Origin of the sequence: Nocardioides rubriscoriae, from assembly GCF_008087085.1 — a bacterium.
Taxonomy (GTDB): domain Bacteria; phylum Actinomycetota; class Actinomycetes; order Propionibacteriales; family Nocardioidaceae; genus Nocardioides; species Nocardioides rubriscoriae.
Window position 1 is genome coordinate 636717 of the sequence record NZ_VIYJ01000001.1, and the last position, 17796, is coordinate 654512.

13 protein-coding genes, 1 tRNA gene and 1 other RNA gene are annotated in these 17796 nt (G+C 73.9%); 2 read left to right on the forward strand and 13 right to left on the reverse strand.

Annotated elements, in window-relative coordinates:
* Nucleotides 1-12: 12 nt before the first annotated feature.
* From FZC61_RS03070 to ffs, 5 genes are all read right to left on the reverse strand, one after another.
* Entirely contained in the window at nt 13-639 is a 627-nt protein-coding gene (locus FZC61_RS03070) for a DUF5063 domain-containing protein (RefSeq protein WP_246142482.1), read from the reverse strand.
* Nucleotides 636-1232 (reverse strand): recombination mediator RecR, encoded by a 597-nt coding sequence (gene recR, locus FZC61_RS03075; protein ID WP_148612314.1) that lies wholly within the window; start codon nt 1230-1232, stop codon nt 636-638. Before recR ends, FZC61_RS03070 begins: the two co-directional genes overlap by 4 nt.
* 56 nt (nt 1233-1288) lie before the next feature.
* Nucleotides 1289-1666 (reverse strand): YbaB/EbfC family nucleoid-associated protein, encoded by a 378-nt coding sequence (locus FZC61_RS03080; protein ID WP_148612317.1) that lies wholly within the window; start codon nt 1664-1666, stop codon nt 1289-1291.
* Between the two features lie 73 nt (nt 1667-1739).
* On the reverse strand, nt 1740-3851 hold the full coding sequence (locus FZC61_RS03085) for a DNA polymerase III subunit gamma and tau (protein WP_148612319.1): 2112 nt from the start codon (nt 3849-3851) through the stop codon (nt 1740-1742).
* A gap of 66 nt (nt 3852-3917) precedes the next feature.
* Nucleotides 3918-4008, reverse strand: an RNA gene (gene ffs / locus FZC61_RS03090) — signal recognition particle sRNA small type.
* A 56-nt stretch (nt 4009-4064) separates the two neighbouring features.
* Between ffs and FZC61_RS03095 the strand changes: the two genes are divergently transcribed.
* Nucleotides 4065-4152 (forward strand) — tRNA-Ser (locus FZC61_RS03095).
* Nucleotides 4153-4211: 59 nt separating this feature from the next.
* Here the strand turns inward: FZC61_RS03095 and FZC61_RS03100 are convergent.
* The 8 genes from FZC61_RS03100 to FZC61_RS03135 all read right to left on the reverse strand — a co-directional run bounded on the left by FZC61_RS03100 (nt 4212) and on the right by FZC61_RS03135 (nt 13165).
* Entirely contained in the window at nt 4212-5900 is a 1689-nt protein-coding gene (locus tag FZC61_RS03100) for a sulfatase-like hydrolase/transferase (protein ID WP_148612321.1), read from the reverse strand.
* A gap of 30 nt (nt 5901-5930) precedes the next feature.
* Entirely contained in the window at nt 5931-6809 is an 879-nt protein-coding gene (locus FZC61_RS03105; protein WP_211357055.1) for a sulfurtransferase, read from the reverse strand.
* Nucleotides 6802-8094 carry a S8 family serine peptidase gene (locus FZC61_RS03110; protein ID WP_148612323.1) on the reverse strand — a complete coding sequence of 431 codons (1293 nt, stop codon included), beginning with the start codon at nt 8092-8094 and terminating at the stop codon, nt 6802-6804. The genes FZC61_RS03105 and FZC61_RS03110 overlap by 8 nt, the downstream gene beginning before the upstream one ends.
* Entirely contained in the window at nt 8091-9545 is a 1455-nt protein-coding gene (locus tag FZC61_RS03115; RefSeq protein WP_148612326.1) for a type VII secretion protein EccB, read from the reverse strand. The genes FZC61_RS03110 and FZC61_RS03115 overlap by 4 nt, the downstream gene beginning before the upstream one ends.
* Before the next feature lie 6 nt (nt 9546-9551).
* Nucleotides 9552-10901 carry a type VII secretion integral membrane protein EccD gene (eccD, locus tag FZC61_RS03120; RefSeq protein ID WP_148612328.1) on the reverse strand — a complete coding sequence of 450 codons (1350 nt, stop codon included), beginning with the start codon at nt 10899-10901 and terminating at the stop codon, nt 9552-9554.
* Between the two features lie 133 nt (nt 10902-11034).
* The gene (locus FZC61_RS03125) at nt 11035-11328 is read right to left on the reverse strand and encodes a WXG100 family type VII secretion target (protein ID WP_148612330.1); all 294 of its coding nucleotides are present in this window, start codon (nt 11326-11328) and stop codon (nt 11035-11037) included.
* Between the two features lie 29 nt (nt 11329-11357).
* Nucleotides 11358-11675 (reverse strand): WXG100 family type VII secretion target, encoded by a 318-nt coding sequence (locus FZC61_RS03130; RefSeq protein WP_170285949.1) that lies wholly within the window; start codon nt 11673-11675, stop codon nt 11358-11360.
* A gap of 158 nt (nt 11676-11833) precedes the next feature.
* Nucleotides 11834-13165, reverse strand: coding sequence for a hypothetical protein (locus FZC61_RS03135; protein WP_148612336.1), 1332 nt, complete (start codon nt 13163-13165; stop codon nt 11834-11836).
* A gap of 187 nt (nt 13166-13352) precedes the next feature.
* On the opposite strand from FZC61_RS03135, the gene eccCa reads away from it, so the two are divergent.
* Nucleotides 13353-17417, forward strand: a complete 4065-nt coding sequence (gene eccCa / locus FZC61_RS03140) for a type VII secretion protein EccCa (RefSeq protein ID WP_148612339.1) — start codon at nt 13353-13355, stop codon at nt 17415-17417.
* Nucleotides 17418-17796 lie beyond the last annotated feature (379 nt).

Consider the following 17796-nt stretch of genomic DNA (forward strand, 5'->3'; position numbering starts at 1 on the left):
GGGGGTCGGGGCTCAGCCCCGGCCGCTGTCCAAGACGGCCTCGGCGGCCTCGATCTGGGCCAGCTCGTCGTCGTTGTCGACGTCGAGGCGGTCGTGGGCGACCACCGACAGCAGCGCGTTGAGGGTGGCGCCGGCCAGGTTGCCCCAGTTGTTGACGTAGGAGTACTGCCACCACCACAGCGCCTCGTCGACGTTGCCCGAGCGGTAGTGGCGCAGGCCGTTCTCGAGGTCGGTCGCGATCGCGGTGAGGTCGTCGGAGAGCTGGCTGGCGACGACCTCGGGCACGTAGGGGTCGAAGACGAAGCCGTAGGTGTCGACGTTGCCGAGCATGTCGGCCAGGCGCATCCGCAGGTCGTCGACGTCGGCCTCGGGGCCGACGTCGGGCTGGTACTCGGCGCGCGGGGTGAAGTCCTGCTGGACGCCGAGGCGCGCACCGGCCAGGAGCACCTGGCTGATCTCGAGCAGCAGCAGCGAGATCGCGCGACTGCCGTCGGCCTCGCGGGCGATCTCGCGCAGCGCCAGCAGGAACGACGACACGGAGTCGGCGATCTGCTGGGCGAAGTCCTCGGTCTCGCCGTCGAGGGACGGCGCGACCCCCGCGTGCGGATGGGTCCCGTCGGGGGTCAGGGGCGTGGTCACGGAGCTGCCTGCCTTCCTACGAATGCTCGTCCGAGGGTCACCTCGTCGGCGTACTCGAGGTCTCCACCTACGGGCAGTCCACTCGCCAGCCGGGTGACGCGCAACCCCAGGGGTCGCAGCTGGCGGGTGAGGTAGGTCGCGGTGGCCTCGCCCTCGAGGTTGGGGTCGGTGGCGAGGATGATCTCGCCGATCTGGTCGTCGGCGAGGCGCTGGAGCAGCTCGCGGATGCGCAGCTGGTCGGGGCCGATGCCGTCGATCGGCGAGATCGCGCCGCCCAGCACGTGGTAACGGCCCTTGAACTCGCGGGTGCGCTCGATCGCCACGACGTCCTTGTACTCCTCGACCACGCACAGCGTCGTCGGGTCACGGCGGGGGTCGGCGCAGATGCGGCACTGCTCGGCCTCGGAGACGTTGAAGCAGGTCGCGCAGAACCGCACCCGAGCCTTGACCTCGATCAGCACGTCGGCCAGGCGGCGTACGTCGGTGGGGTCGGCCTGGAGCAGGTGGAACGCGATGCGTTGGGCGCTCTTGGGACCCACGCCCGGCAACCGGCCGAGCTCGTCGATGAGGTCCTGCACCACGCCTTCGTACACGCCCTCACCCTAGGGCGTCTCGGTCGCGCCCGGTCACCCCGTCGGGGCGCGGCGGCTCAGAAGCCGAGCGGACCGGGCGCGCCCGGTGCACCGCCACCCAGACCCGGGAGCCCGCCGCCGGCCAGCGGGCCGAGCGCCTGGGCGGCCGCCTCGTCGGCGCGGCCCTTGGCGTCGCGGTAGGCCGCGACGATGACGTCGCCGAGGTCGGCCAGCGACTCGGCGTCGTTGCCATCGACCGAGCCGGGCGTGATGTCGATGCCGAGCAGGTCGCCGGTGCCGGACACCTTGACCGTCACCCCGGCCACGCTGCCCTCGACCACGGTCTCGGCGAGCTGCTCCTGGGCCGCCATGAGCTGGGCCTGCATGGCCTCGGCCTGCTGCAACAGGGCGTTCATGTCGAAGCCGCCGTCGGCGCCGAACGGGTTGGTGGTCATGGGGTGGGCCTTCCGGTCGGGGTCTGGGTGTGCGGGGCGTGCTGGTCGTGCTGGACGTGCAGGGGGTCGGCGGTCACTGGTGAGGGATCTCCTCGATCATCTGCGCACCGAGCTCGCGGGCGAGCAGGTCGTCGGTGCCGAGCTCGTCGGAGTCGGCGTCGAGGTCGTCGGGGTGCGCGTCGGCGTCGGCCTCGGCCATCGAGGGTCCGGCGGCACCGGGGGCCTCACCGGCCGGCCTGGTCTGACGGATGGCGCCGCGCGCCGCGGCCTGCGACGGCCCGAGGTCGGGCGGGGCGGCCCGGTCGGGCTCGGGCTCGGGCTCGGGCTCGTCGGTCGCCCACGGCGGGGGCTCGTCGGCGGGCGGCGGGCCGGTGGGCGCGGCGGACGAACCGGGCGGACCGGGCGCGACCACCGGGTCGGGCTCGCGCTGGGGCGGCGCGGGGGCCGGCGCGGGTGGGGTGACCGCCCCGGCGTCGGCACCGGGGTCGATGATCGTCTCGATCCGCCAGTCGGAACCGATGACGTCGATGACGGCCTGGCGCACGATCTCGGAGGACCCGCCGGAGTCGAAGGAGTCGCGGGCGCCGGCGTTGGCGAAGCCGAGGGTGAGCGTCTTGTCGTCGACGGCGACGACCTGCGCGTTCTGCGAGAGGTGGATCCAGGTGATCCGGCGGCGCTGCTTGGTCGCCTCGATGATGTCGGGCCACAGCCGGCGTACGTCGACCAGCGTGAGCCCTGCCCGCGCTGCGGGCGCTGCGGGCGCCGCCGGGGCGGGCACCGGCTCGGGCACCGGCTCGGGCACCGGCTCAGGCACCGGCTCAGGGGTCGGCTGGGGAGTGGGCTCGGGGGTCACCTCGGGGACGGGCTCGGGCGGAAGCGGCGACAGGCCCGGAGGGGTCGAGGAGATCCGCGGCTGCGGCGCGGCGACCGGTGCAGGCGCGGCCACGGGTGCGGGCGGTGCGGCTGGCGCGGCTGGTGCGGGAGGCGTCGCGGCGGCGGCCCTGTCGGAGGGCACCGTGATCGACGCGCGGCGCTCGAGCCGGTCGAGCCGGGCCTGGACGCCGTGGGTGGTGTGGTCGGCCCCGGGCAGCAGCACGCGGGCGCAGATGAGCTCGAGCAGCAGGCGCGGGGCGGTGGCGCCGCGCATCTCGGTGAGCCCGACGGCGACCAGGTCGGCGGCGCGGCTGAGGTCGGCGCGACCGAAGCGTGAGGCCTGGGCCACCAGTCGCTCGCCCTGGTCGACGGCGACGTCGATCAGGCCCGTCGCGGGCGCGTCGGGCACCGCGGCGATGATCACCAGGTCGCGCAGGCGGCGCAGGAGGTCCTCGGTGAAGCGCCGGGGGTCCTGGCCGGTCTCGATCACCTTGTCGACGACCCCAAAGACCGACGCACCGTCGCCCGCGGCGAACGCGTCGACCACCTCGTCGAGCAGGGTGTCGGGGGTGTAGCCGAGCAGGCCGCTGGCCAGCTCGTAGGTGACCCCGGCCGGGCCGGCCCCGCCGAGCAGCTGGTCGAGCACCGACAGGGTGTCGCGGGCCGAGCCGGCCCCGGCCCGGACCACCAGGGGCAGGGCGGCCGGCTCGATGGCCACGCCCTCGCGCTCGCAGAGCTCGGTGAGGTAGCTCGACAGCGAGCGCGGCGGGATCAGCCGGAACGGGTAGTGGTGGGTGCGCGAGCGGATCGTCGGGATGACCTTGTCGGGCTCGGTGGTGGCGAAGATGAAGCGCAGGTGGGGCGGCGGCTCCTCGACGAGCTTGAGCAGGGCGTTGAAGCCCTGCGTCGTCACCATGTGCGCCTCGTCGATTATGTAGACCTTGTAGCGGTCGCGCACGGGTGCGAAGAACGCCTTCTCGCGCAGGTCGCGGGCGTCGTCGACACCGCCGTGCGACGCCGCGTCGATCTCGATGACGTCGATCGAGCCCGACCCGCCGCGGGCCAGCTCACGACAGCTGTCGCACTCGCCGCAGGGGTCGGCCACCGGTGCGAGCGCGCAGTTGAGGGCGCGGGCCAGGATGCGCGCCGACGTGGTCTTGCCGCAGCCGCGGGGCCCGGAGAAGAGGTAGGCGTGGTTGACCCGGTTGTTGCTCAGCGCCGCGCGCAGGGGCTCGGTGACGTGCTCCTGACCGATGACCTCGGCGAAGGTCTCCGGCCGGTAGCGGCGGTAGAGCGCGAGCGGTGAGTCCACGGCCCCGACCCTAGCCACCGGCACCGACAGCCGCCTACGCCGGACGCCGTCGGACCCCGGGAAGCAAGAGGCCCCCCGCGCACCCGACAGAGCTCACTTACCCTTGCTGCCTTCCGGCCCTGGGGGAGTTGGGCGAGATGCCGCCACGCGGGGGGTTGGCATGGAGCATAGGCGATTGGTCGCCGCCGATCCTCGTTGGGTAAGGTCCGGCACGGAGGATTCGCCTAGTGGCCTATGGCGCTCGCTTGGAAAGCGAGTTGGGTTAACGCCCTCAGGGGTTCGAATCCCCTATCCTCCGCCACCAGGACAGCGCCGGCGCCCGCCGGCGCTGTTCTCATGTGGCGCCTCTCGCGTGGCGCCTCAGGGTCGTGGGCCGAGCCGGAAGCCGTGCCGGTTGCGCCGAGGACGGTAGGGCCTGCGCCGGTACGGTGCAGGTGCGTGGCTGGCGCGCATCAGTCGCTGCAGCCGCGAGGTGACGTCAGGGTGGAGCGCGGAGACGTCTCGAGTCTCCGCAGGGTCCGCCTCCAGGTCGTAGAGCTCGAAGCGGGCTCGGCGGTCGGCGATCGCGGGGTCGGCGCCGGGTGCGTGTCGCACCGCCTTCCAGCGCCCCTTACGCAGGGCCGTGGTGTAGACGAGCTGAGCCGGCGGACCACCGTCGAGGTTCTGGTCGCGGTTGGGAGGGCGTTCGAAGTACAGCGGCGGGTGCACGACCCGCCCACGCCTCTCGCCGGTGATCCAGTCGCGGACCGAGACACCGTCGACGTCGGACGGTGCATTGATTCCGGCGAAGTCCGCGAGGGTCGGCAGCAGGTCCACCGAGCCCCATGGCCGATCGGCGACCGACGCCTTCCCGGTGCGGCGCACCACCCCGGGGCCCCACACGACGAGAGGCACGCGGACACCGCCCTCGTAGAGGCTGTGCTTGCCGGCGCGCAGCCCGCCGTTGGTGTTCCAGAGGTAGTCGGCCAGCGCCGAGTCGGGCGACGGTGTCAGCACGTCGGCGCACGTGCTCGAACCACCCAGCAGGTGCTCGTTGGGAGTCGGACCGTTGTCACTGGTGAAGATGACCAGGGTGTTGTCGGCGATGCCGTGCTCCTCCAGCCGGGCGACGATCTCGCCCACGTAGGAGTCGAGCAGAGTGTGCTGCGCGGCGTAGGCCTTCATGTCGGGGGTCCAACCCTCCCGGTCGTCGTACGACGCCGTGTCGGGCACCTGGCTAGGCCCGTGCACGAGCTGTGGTGCGAAGTACATCGCGAACTCCTGATGCCGGTGGTCGTCGATGAACTGCAGTGCCGCGTCGCGGTAGACCTCGGGGGCGTAGGTGCCCTTGACCTCGCCCTCGTTGGCGCGCAGCCGCACACGTCGATTGCCGCGCCACAGGTAGTCGGGCCAGTAGTCCAGGGCGTGCGCCGTGGTCACCAGGCCGAGGAAGGCGTCGAACCCCTTCTGCAACGGGTGGCTGCTGTCGCCCCGATTGGCGACGCCGAAGGACCCGCTGCCCTGGGTGGGGGCTCCCAGTCCACCGGCAGGTGTCACCGGCAGCGGGGCCTCACAGGCGACGCCGAGCGGGTCGGGCGTGAAGTAGTCGTCACGACCGAAGCCCCACTTGCCGAAGATCCCGGTGCGGTAGCCCGCGGCGGCGAGCACCTCGGCCCACGTGGTGTCGTTGCGCTCCAGGGTCGGCTCCTCACCGGTGGCTCGGAAGTCGTTGGCCCGCACCCGGGCATGACCTCCGTGCATGCCGGTCAGCAGCGTGGTGCGCGACGGCGCGCAGACGCTCGCGCCGGAGTAGCCCTGGGTGAAACGGATCCCTTCGGCGGCGAGCCGGTCCAGGTGCGGGGTGCTCAGCACGTGTTGCCCGTAGGCGCCGAGCCCGCCGTACCCGAGGTCGTCGGCCAGGATCACGATCAGGTTGGGACGGCGTCCCCTACGGCGCGTGCGGTGCCCTGAGGCGGCCGCGGCCCGGGGTCGGGCCGCCTGGGCGGCCACCGCGGCTGCGGTCGCAAGGACGGCACGGCGGCCCGCACGCATGGACGACGAAGTGCTCATGACCAGGCAAACGAAGTTATTTGAATAAGGTTACTGGACTATTGGTCCGCAAGGGCGAGCCTCTTCGCAGGGGCCCGTGGCCACCGGCTTGTCCAGGTTGCTCCACTGCGACCACGACCCGACGTAGAGCGATGCGTCGGCGAACCCGGCGAGCGCGAGAGCGACGACCTCGTGCGCGGCGGTGACGCCGGAGCCGCAGTAGGCCGCCACCGCGACGCCGTCGCCCGCGCCGACCTGCTCGAAGCGGGCGCGCAGCCGCTCGGCGGGCAGGAAGGTGCCGTCGGCGGCGAGGTTGTCGGTGGTGGGGGCGCTGACGGCGCCGGGCACGTGTCCCGCCCTCGGGTCGATCGGCTCGACCTCGCCGCGGTAGCGCTCGCCGGCCCGCGCGTCGAGCAGCAGGCCGGTCGCGGCGAAGCGCTCGACGTCGTCGACCTCCAGCGTCGGCATCGCCCCGCCGGTCAGCTCGACGTCGCCCGGCGCGGGCACCACGTCGTCGGTCGCGAGCGGGAGACCGGCCGCCTGCCAGGCCGGCAGGGCACCGTCGAGCAGGCGTACGTCGGTCAGCCCGCCCCAGCGCAGCAGCCACCAGGCCCGGGCTGCGGCCAGGTTGCCGTCACCGTCGTGGACGACGACGGTGCTGGTGGTGCGCACGCCCCACCTGCGCGCCGCGGCCTGCAGGTCGGCGACGGCGGGCAACGGGTGACGGCCGTCGGTCGGCTCACCGTGGGAGGCCAGCTCGGTGGCGAGGTCGACGAAGACGGCGCCGGGCACGTGGCCGGTCAGGTAGGTCTCGTGACCCGGTGGGCCGCCGAGCTTCCACCGGACGTCGAGCACGACCACGTCACGCCCGGGGTCGGCGAGGAGCGCGGCGAGCTCCTCGGCGGTGACGAGCAGGGACGGGTCAGGCACGGGGTGCCCCTTCCTGCGACCGACGTCGCGACAGCACGGGCCGTAGCAGCATCGCCACGACGAGCACGCCGCCGCCGAAGAGCCCCCACCAGACCGCGTCGTGGCGGGTGCCGCGCAGCAGGTCGGGCTCGTCCTGCGGCAGCGGGGCGGGCTCGGCGCGCGGCGCCGGCGGTCGGCCGGGCCGGATGGTCCCGTCGCGGTCGGGCTGCACCGGCCTGGTGAGGGCCTCGACGGGCTGGACGACGCCGCGACCGCGGAACTTGTCGACCGCCCCGCTCGACGACGGGCCCGCGCCGGTGGCGGTGACCTCGAGGCGAGCGACGAGCTGCTGGGGGGTGTCGCCTGGGTAGGCGGCCGCCAGCAGGGCCATCACGCCCGAGACCTCGGCGGCGGCGACCGCGGTCGAGGACGTGTAGAACGAGCAGGTCGACGCGTTGATCGCGTAGGACACGGCGCCGTAGGTCGGCACGACGACGTCGACGGCCGAGGTCAGCAGGCCCGCGGGCAGCTCGGGCTTCTCCGCCACCGGGTCGGTGGTGGTGCCGACGGCGACCACCAGGGGGTTGGTGGTGGCGTAGCCGGCGGGGTAGCGGGTGACGTCCTCGCCGTAGTCGTACGTGACGTCGCCCCGGTCGCCGGTCGCGGCGACCACGATCGCGCCGGCGTCGGTGACCCGCCGGACGGCGGCCTCGAGGGCCTGGGAGTCGCGGTCGAGCGCGAGCGGGACGGTGACGATCCTGAGGTCGTCGCGCCCGCTGCCCACCAGCGGGAGGATCGAGTCGAGGCCCGCGGCGAGGCCGGCGGCCGTCGGCGTCGCACCGTCCTGCTCGTCGTCGGAGTCGTAGACGCGCACGTCGTAGATCTCGGCGCCGGGGGCGACGCCGACGGGGCCCACGCCGCCGTCCTGGGCCGGCCCGGCGATGACGCCGGCCACGGCGGTGCCCTGGTGGAACACCGGCGGGCCGGGCCGGGACCCGCCGACCACGGGGAGCAGCGGGTTGAGGACGCCGGAGTCGAGGACCGCGACCCGCACCCCGGCGCCCGGCGCGCGTCCCGTACGCCGCTGCACGACCTGCTGGGCCCGCTCGACCAGCAGCGCCTCGAGCGGGGCGCTGCTCGCGGTCGCGGGGACCCGCTCGATGTCGGTGTCGTCGATGCTCGTGCAGTCGGCGCCGGTGGGCGCGGCGTCGGCCGCGGCGGTAGGACCCGGCGCAGCGGCGACCGCCAGGCCCACCACCGAGAGCGCGACCGGCAGGGCCAGCCGCCGAGGTGCCGACCGGGTCACGAGCAGGGACCGCCGGGCTCGGACGTCGGGGGGCAGCGGGCCGCGTCGATGCTCAGGGTGACCCCGACCCGGAAGAGCCCGATCCAGTCCTGGGGCACGACGACCCGGGCGACGCCGCCGTAGCCGAGCCGGGTGGTCTCGTCGCCGGGGCCGACGGGGTAGGCGTAGCCGCGGGCGTCGACGAGCACGGGGGTCGCGTCGCCCTCGCCGGACCACCCGCCGGACTGCACGAAGGCACCGGCGCCGGAGTCGACCGACACCGAGACGTCGTCGACGCCGACCTTGTCGGGTGACGACTCGGCCCCGGTGCGGGTCGTCGCCAGGACCACGCCCGGCTGCCCGCCCGGCACGTCGAGCCGGGCGCAGACCTGGTCGGCGGCCTGCTGGCGGGGCCGCACCTGGATCGGCCAGCTGGCGTCGGGCAGGCTGCTGGCGTCGCGGATGGTGGTGCCGCCCGGCACCTGGGCGGCCTGGTAGGTGGTGGCGGTGACCTGGCCCGGCAGGTCGAGGGCCTGGTAGACGCCGGCCGAGAAGTCGTCGAGCTTGAGGCTGCCGTCGCCGGTCATGAGGTAGAGCGTGCCGCCGACCTCGAGCAGGTCGCCGATCCGGGCCTCCTGGGCGCCGTCGACGCCGGCGCGGTAGGGCCATGGCTCACCGAGGTCGGCGCCGAGCCCGAAGGTCTCGAACGCCAGCGCCCCGCCGTCGGGGAAGAGCGTCACCCACTGGTCGGGCACCGTGACCGCGTCGGCCGCGGACGCCGCGGCGACGGCCTGGAGGGTGCGGTCGGTGGCCTCGCCGTCGGGGACGGGGTAGGCGTAGGCGCGCTCGACGCCCCGGTCGGCGCCGACCAGCGACTGCGCCACCAGGAACAGCCGGCCCGAGGCGGTGCGGACCACGAAGGACTGCTCGGGGGCCGGTGTCGTGTCGGAGTCGGCCGACAGGTCGACCCGGATGCCGACGGGGTCGCCGTCGACGACGCCGGTGCAGGCGGTCCACCCGTCCTGCACCAGGTCGGCCTGCTGCGGCGGGGTGGCGGGTGCGTCGAGGATGCCGATCGGGGCGCCGATCGTCTTGTCGTCGAGCTCGTCGCGCGAGACCTTCTGGGACTCCGCGTCGGCACCGAAGAGGAGCATCGCGGAGGTGATGTTGGCCAACGGGCGCAGCTCGGTGCGGTCGCTGCCGGGGACCTTGAGCACGGCGTAGTCGGCCCCCGACTCCTTCTCGCTGACCAGGCCCTCCTGGTCGAGGTCGGCGAAGCCCGGCGACTTCAGGACGCCGAGCACCGCGCCGCCGGTGACCAGCAGCACCGCGAGGGCCAGGCCGCCGATCACGGCGCGCCCGGGCCGGGTGGGCTCGACCTCGCGGCCGCCCGGGGCGCCCGAGACGAACGCCGTCACCAGACGGCGGCGACTGAACGAGTAGGCCTCGACGAGGTCCTTCTTGGTGGCCATCGCGGGTCAGCCCGGCAGCACGTCGCTGACGCTGATCGCCAGCACCAGCAAGGGGACCAGGGCGACCAGCGACACGGTCTCGAGGACGTCGCCGAACCGGCCCCGACGCACCGAGGGACCCGAGGGCAGCAGGGTCAGCGCGAGCAGCGCGGCCCCGGCACCGGCCAGGACGACGGCCGCGGTCGGGCGCCAGTCGGGGTGGTAGTAGAGCATCGAGACCGCGACGGCGACCAGGCCCAGGATGCCGGAGCCGAGTCCGACCAGCACCTCGGAGCCCGTGCGGTACTGGCGGGTGCGCAGCATCACCACGGCGCAGGCCACCACGACCATCAGGGTGCCGTAGAGGCCGAGCCGGACCGCCAGCGGAGCGGTGGCGACCAGCAGGATGCCGACCGTGGCCGAGATCGCGATGAGGATCTCGTGGGCCACGCGCGCGTCGGCCGCGACCCGCGCCGGGTCGACGTCGTCGGGGTCGGCGGTGATGTCGGCGGTGGAGTAGAGCTGGTCGACGGTGGTGCTGGTGACCCCGAGCGCGAGCCAGGGGAAGACGCTGCCGACGAGCACCACGAAGGCCAGCACACAGCTGAGCAGCACCTCGGGGGTCGCCCCGGTCTGCTCCACGAGCACCCCGCACACGCTGAGCACGGCGCCCACGACCACGGCGGGGATGAGCAGCGTGCGGCCGGCTCCCAGACCGATCAGGCACACGACGCCCACCACGGCCAGGGCGGCGCCGGCGGCCGCGAGCCGATAGCCGTAGTCGCGCTCGTCCTCGGCGAGCATCACGGCCGCAGCGACGGCGTAGCCGGCGGCGATCCAGGCCACGGTGACGGCGGCCTCGGGCTCCTGCTGGGCACGCGACAGCACGATCGCGCCGGCGACCAGGGCGAACGACACGACCGCGGCGGCGTACGACGCCAGCGCAGAGCCCTGGGCGAGCAGCGCCGCGGCGCCGAGCGCCATCAGCAACGTCGCCGCCGTGAGGGCGGTACGGCGCCCGGACTCGGGGGCCCACGGCTTGAGCTCGTGCTCGACGACGTCGGTCATCGCCTCGACGACGTCGTCGTAGACGGGGGGCACCGGGGCGTCGACGCCGGCGCTCACGGTGATCAGCGACCCGTCCTCGACGCCCTGCAGGGTCAGGCCGGTGTCGCTGGCCAGCCGGCGCCCCTCGGAGGTCACCAGCGTGTAGCCGCCGTAGACCGTCGCGGAGTCGAGCAGGCCGACGCTGCGGGCCAGCTCGGGCACCAGCTCGGCGACCGGCACGGCTCCAGGCAGCACCAGGTCGACACGGCGGGTCCCGGAGGCGACGGTGACCCGCACCAGACCGGAGATGCCGACCGGCGCTTGGCTCATCGATGCTCCTTCGTCGTGCTCGTCGTGGTCGTCGTGCTCGTGGCCCGGGGGTCATCCTGACATCGGCGAAGGGGCCGACACCGGGTGGTGTCGACCCCTTCGGCCCCGGCCGCGTCGGCCGGGGGTGGAACCGTCAGCCGCCGAACTGCGCGGCGCCGCGCGCGTCGGCGTTGGAGTAGTCGATCTGCGACTGGCGCACCGAGTCGGAGGTCTCCTTGAGCAGCTGCTGCATCTCGGCGATGGCGGCGTCCCACTTGCCCTTGGCGACGACGTAGGTCTCCTGGGCCCGACCGCTCCAGTCGTTGCGCAGGGGGGCGAGCTCGTTCTCGAGGACGTCGAGGCGGTTGTTGATGCGCTCCATCGTGGACTTCATGTTGTCGGCCCCGGTGATGAGCGCCTCGTGGTTGACGCGGATTCCGTCGGTCATGTGCTTGCTCCTGGTCTCGTCGGTGCCGGTCAGCCGAGGCGGCCGTTGAGGCGGGCGAAGACGGCGTTCTGCTCGTCGTCGTTGGTCATGTTGACCTGCTCGGTCTTCTGCAGGGACTGGGCGAACTCGTCGAGCGCGTTGAGGATGGTGCGCTGCTTCTCGGTCCAGGTCTGGTGCAGGACGAAGAAGGCCGAGGCACCCTGGCCCACCCACTTGCCCTGCATGTCGGCGATCTGACCGCTGAGGGTGTCGCTCTCCTTGATGAAGTCAGCCTTGGCGTCGGTGACCAGACCGGCCGCCTTGCTGAGTGTCGCCTGACCTTGTCCGTAGTCCGGGGCGTTCGACATGTGCCTTCTCCTTCGATACGGCGGCATGTCGCCGCCCGAGTGACTGGGGTTGCCTGAGTGGGGTTGCCTGAGTGGGGTTGCCTGAGTGGGTTGCCTGACGGGTGTCATGGCCGGGTTGTTGCTGACGGGGAGTTACCCGACGCGAAAACCGGTAAACCTCACCCTGTCAATTCCCACAGGAGCCGGAAGAAGCCGGCGGCCACGACCACGATGCCCACCGCCAGGGCGCCGCACAGGCTCTCGGCGACCTCCGCCCGGCGCGACCACCAGGCCGAGCGCCACCCGCGCCCCAGGGCGACCGCGACCGGCACGAGGAGCACCCCGAGCCCGATAGCGGACCACGCGACCAGCGACACCCAGGCCGACCCGCTCGCGGCGAGGAGGACCACCGTGAGGACCAGCCAGCACCCCAGGCCCGCCACGCGCAGCAGCGCCCGGGCCGCGGCGTGCCGATAGCTGCGGGCGGCCAGCAGCAGGGCGGCTCCGGCGAGCCCGACCTCAAGGCGCGCACCGAGGACGTCGATCCACACCGAGGCCTCGCGCAGCAGCAGCGCCGCGGAGGTCACCGAGACCACCAGCACCGCCACGCAGGCTGCGGTGACGACGCGGCTGCCGCGCTCGGCGACCTCGGCGACGGCACCGCGGGGCACCAGGATCCGGCCCCGACGGCCGGTCGGGCGGTCGCGGGCCGACCAGGCCGTCACGGCGAGCCGCTCGAGGTCGAGGAGGTACTGGTCGGGCACGTCGACGGCCATGATCGGCACGAAGCGCGCGGCGAGCATGGCGACGACCAGCGCGACCGCGTAGACGACCTGCGCGCTGACGCCGGTGAGCGCGGCGGTGGTGGTGAGCACGAACACCGAGACCCCGCTGACCATCCAGACCCGCAGGCCCTCCTCGCCAGCCTGGCCGAGCGCCCGTGCGACGGCCGCGGTGACGGCCGCGGCGAGGCCGGCGACGCCGAGGATCGTGGGCAGCCGCTCGGGGGCGGGGTCCCAGGTGACGACGTACGCCGCCGCGGCGGCGTACGCAGGGACGGCCATGACCCGGTGCCGGGCCAGGGGGCCGAGCGGCAGGACCCCGACGGCGGCCACCGCCACGAGCACGGCGATGGTCGCCTCGCGCGGCCCGGACGACTCCGGGAGCGGGGCCGCGAGGAGCCCCGCGAGGACCGCGACGGCCACGGCACCCACGCACCACGACGCCGACAGCGCACCGGGGACCAGGCCGGGGCGGCGGCGCGCGGAGCCGCGACGCGCCTGTCGCGGGTCGGCGGCAGCCCCCGCGACGGAGGCCACCAGCACGGCGCCGGTGACGATGCCGGCGTCGGCCAGGGACAGACCGGCCGGCAGGGGGCGGCCCAGTCGCGTGTAGAGCACCGGGACGGTGGGGAGGTTGGCCTGTCGTGAGTACTCCGTGGCGACGTCGACGCTCGAGGCAGCGGCCGGGACCTGCAGGTCGAGGACGCCCAACGGCCCGTGGAGGCTCACGGACAGGACGTCGTCCGCACGCGTCGTACCGCTCACGGTGTCTCCCAGGCGCCTCGGGCTGCGGGGTCGGGTGCCCCTTGGTCGGGCACAGTAGTACCCGCCCGCGGCCGTCCCTATCATCGGTGAGCCGCGGCGATCGGGACCGCGTCACCCAGACAGCGACGGCAGGTCAGTCCTTGTGAGCAGCATGTCGAGCAGCAGGTCGAGCACCAGGTCGAGCAGCACGTCCGGTGCCGTGCAGTCCAGCCTGCGGGGCGGACGCGTGGAGCAGCCCGAGATGCCGAGCGGCCAGCTCGTGCTGCAGCCACCGCCGCAGATCCAGCCCAGCGAGGGTGCCGCCGGGATCGCGATGAACGCGATCCCGATGCTGGGCAGCCTCGGCTCGATCGTGCTCGTCGCGACCATCAGCCGGGGTGCGGGCAGCGGCGGCGGCGGGCGGAGCTTCCTTGCGGCCGGCATGTTCCTGTTCGCCACGGTCGGCTTCATCGTGGTGCAGATCGACCGGCAGCGTAAGCAGCGCAACCAGCAGGTGACCGGTTCGCGCACCGAGTACCTCCGCTACCTCGCCGGCGTCCGCACGGTCGCCCGGGAGGCCGCCGCCCAGCAGCGTCGGGCCCTGACCTGGCACCACCCCGCCCCGGCGGCGCTGCCGGCCCTCGCCGAGGAGCGCACCCGGGTGTGGGAGCACCACGCGGCCGACAGCCGCTTCCTGCAGGTGCGCTACGGGCTGTGCGCGCAGCCCCTCGCCCTCGAGCTCGTGCCCCCCGAGAGCGCCCCGATCGACGACGTCGACCCGGCCGCCGCCTCGGCGCTGCACCGCCTGCTGGTCGTGCACCGCACCCAGCCCGACCTGCCGGCGTCCCTGGACCTGCGGGCCTTCGACCGCATCGAGGTGTGCGGCGAGGAGGAGCAGGCCCGGGCCCTGGCGCGCGCCCTGATCTGCTCGGCGACGGCCTTCCAGTCCCCCGACCACCTCGTGGTCGCCGTGCTGTCCTCCGACGAGCACCTGGCCCACTGGGACTGGGTCAAGTGGCTCCCCCACGCCCTCAGCCAGGAGCAGACCGACGCGGTCGGTCCGATGCGGATGGTCAGCACCTCGCTCAGCGACCTGGCCGCGCTGCTGCCCCCCGACCTCGGCGACCGGCCGCGCTTCGGCGCCGACGAGCGTCCGGCGACGCCGCACATCCTGCTCGTGACCGACGGCGTCGAGCTGCCGCCGGGCAACCACGTCGTACCGCCCGACGGGCTGCACGGCGTCACGCTGCTCGACCTGCCCACGCGCTGGCTCGAGCTCGAGGACGCCTCGCGGCTGCGCCTGCAGCTGCACGGCGCCCCCGACGCCGCCGGGCTCGTGCCGGTCGAGGCGGTCCGGGTGCGCGAGGCGCCGATCCGGGCCAAGGCCGACCAGTGCGACGCCGCCACCGCCGAGGCGTTCGCCCGGCGGCTGACCCCCCTCTACAACGTGACGGTCGCCGGCCCCGCCGAGACCGGCACGGGCGAGATCAGCGGGCCGACCGACTTCATGGACCTGCTGGGCCTCGGCGACGTCCGCACCTTCGACCCGTCCGCCGCGTGGCGCACCCGCCCGGCCCGCGACCGGCTGCGGGTGCCGATCGGCCTGGGCGAGAACGGCAGCCTGGTCCACCTCGACATCAAGGAGTCGGCCCAGCAGGGCATGGGCCCGCACGGGCTGGTGATCGGCGCGACCGGCTCGGGCAAGTCGGAGTTCCTGCGCACCCTCGTGCTCGGACTGGCGATGACCCACTCCCCCGAGCAGCTCAACATGGTGCTGGTCGACTTCAAGGGCGGCGCGACCTTCGCCGGGATGTCGCAGATGCCGCACGTCTCGGCCGTCATCACCAACCTCGCCAACGAGCTGACGCTCGTCGACCGCATGCAGGACGCCCTGTCGGGCGAGATGGTGCGCCGCCAGGAGCTGCTGCGCGAGGCGGGCAACTTCGCCTCGGTGCGTGACTACGAGAAGGCACGGGCCGCGGGCGAGGACCTCGCGCCCCTGCCGTCGCTCTTCATCGTCGTCGACGAGTTCTCCGAGATGCTGTCGGCCAAGCCCGAGTTCATCGACCTGTTCGTCGCGATCGGCCGGCTGGGACGATCGCTGGGCCTGCACCTGCTGCTCGCCTCGCAGCGCCTTGAGGAGGGCCGGCTGCGCGGGCTCGAGTCCCACCTGTCCTACCGGGTCGGCCTGCGCACCTTCAGCGCCCAGGAGTCGCGCGCGGTGCTCGGCGTCCCCGACGCCTACGAGCTGCCTGCGGTGCCCGGCCTGGGCTACCTCAAGCCCGACCCGACCACGATGACGCGGTTCAAGGCGGCCTACGTGTCCGGGCCTCCCACGACCGGTCGGCGGGCGGTCCCGCGCGACGAGGGCGGCCACGTACGCGGCATCCTGCCCTTCACCATCTCCGAGGTCCTCTCGCTCGAGGCCGAGCCGGAGCCGGTGGTGGAGACGCCCGCCGCGGCGCCGACCGACACCCAGGAGTCGCTGCTCGACGTGGCGGTCGACCACATGGAGGGCCAGGGCATGCCCGCCCACGCGGTGTGGCTGCCGCCCCTCGACGAGCCCGACACGCTCGACCAGCTCATGGGCGACCTCACCGAGGACCCCGCGCTCGGCCTGGTCTCCCCTCGCTGGCGCGCCCTCGGCGGACTGGTGGTGCCCCTCGGCACCGTCGACCGCCCCCGCGAGCAGCGCCGCGACACCCTCACCCTCAACCTCAGCGGCGCCGCCGGGCACGCCGCGATCGTCGGCGGGCCCCGCAGCGGCAAGAGCACGCTGCTGCGCTCGCTGGTGACAAGCATGTCGCTGACCACCACCCCGCTGGAGTCACAGTTCTTCGTGCTCGACTTCGGCGGCGGCACGTTCGCGCCCCTGGCGTCGCTGCCGCACGTGGCCGGCGTCGGCACGCGCAGCGAGCCCGACGTCGTACGCCGGATCGCGGCCGAGGTGCAGGGCGTCGTCGACCGTCGCGAGGCCTACTTCCGGGCCAACGGGATCGACTCGATCGAGACCTACCGCCGGCGCCGCGCCGAGGGCCGCGCCGACGACGGCTACGGCGACGTCTTCCTGGTCGTCGACGGCTGGAGCACGCTGCGCTCGGACTTCGACGACCTCGAGATGTCGCTGCAGGTGCTGGCCTCGCGCGGCCTGACCTTCGGCCTGCACGTCCTGGCCGCGGCCGCCCGGTGGAACGATTTCCGAGCCGCGATGCGCGACCAGCTCGGCACCCGCCTGGAGCTCAAGCTCGGCGACGCCATGGACTCCGAGATCGACCGCAAGGTCGCCCAGCTCGTGCCCGCGGGCCGGCCCGGTCGCGGCCTGGTGCCCGGCAAGCTCCACTTCCTCGGCGCGCTGCCACGCATCGACGGCCGGGCCACGGCCGAGACCCTCGGCGACGGCGTCGACGACCTCATCGCCCGGGTCGCCGCCGCGTGGAAGGGACCGGCCGGGCCGAAGCTCCGGCTGCTGCCCGAGCGGATCGGGATCGACCGGATCCTGGAGATGGCCCGGGTCACCGACGACCTCACCGAGCCGGCCGCACGCCGCCTCTACCTCGGCGTCAACGAGAAGGAGCTCGCCCCCGTGTCCCTCGACCCCGAGACCCAGCCGCACCTGCTGCTGCTGGGCGACGGGGGGTCGGGCAAGAGCGCGTTCCTGCGCACCCACGTCCACGAGGTGATGCGCACCCGCACCCCCAAGCAGGCGCAGATCGTCATCGTCGACTACCGGCGCTCGCTGCTCGGGGAGGTGCCCGAGGAGTACCTCCTCAACTACCTCACCTCCGCGACCCAGGCGCAGCCCGCGCTCAAGGAGCTCGCCGCCTACCTGGAGAGTCGGATCCCCGGGCCCGACGTCACCCCCGACCAGCTGCGCAACCGGTCCTGGTGGACCGGCGCCGAGGTCTACGTCGTCGTCGACGACTACGACCTGGTCGCCACCCAGCAGACCTCGCCGGTCGCGCTGCTGCAGCCCCTGCTCGCCCAGGCCCGCGACGTCGGCCTGCACGTGATGGTCGCCCGCCGTTCCGGAGGCGCCTCGCGGGCGCTGTACGAGCCGGTCATCCAGTCGCTGCGCGACCTGGCGATGCCGCAGCTGATGCTGTCGGGCTCGCCCGACGAGGGCCCCCTGCTCGGCAACCTGCGACCGTCGCCGATGCCGCCGGGCCGCGGCCGGCTGATCACCCGCGAGCGCGGAATCGAGGTCGTGCAGGCCGCGTGGCGGGAGCCGTCGCTGTAGACCGGCGGCCCACCGGGTCCGTGGCCCGGTCGGTCTCCTGCTTGCGGTTGGCGTGCGCGCCTTCGGCGCGTTTGTCGCCTGCGGCGGGCTCGGGGTCCTGCAGGCCGGGGCCCCGTGGTGGGGTGGGGCGTCGGTCCCCGACCGGCGGTCCCCCTGGGGCAGGGATCGAGATGGGCAACCGCCTCGACCACCGTGGGGAGGGGTCGAGAGGAAGCCGACCAGCAAAGAGGCGCCCGGGCCACAGGGCCAGGCCCACCACAGGGCGCACGGAGCCGGAGGGTGGGGCCAGCGTCGGGTGCGGCCGCCACCCAGATCGCGGCAGCCCTCAAGGAAGACGGGCGGCCAGCCCGACGCGCCCCACCCGGAGGCGACCAGACGA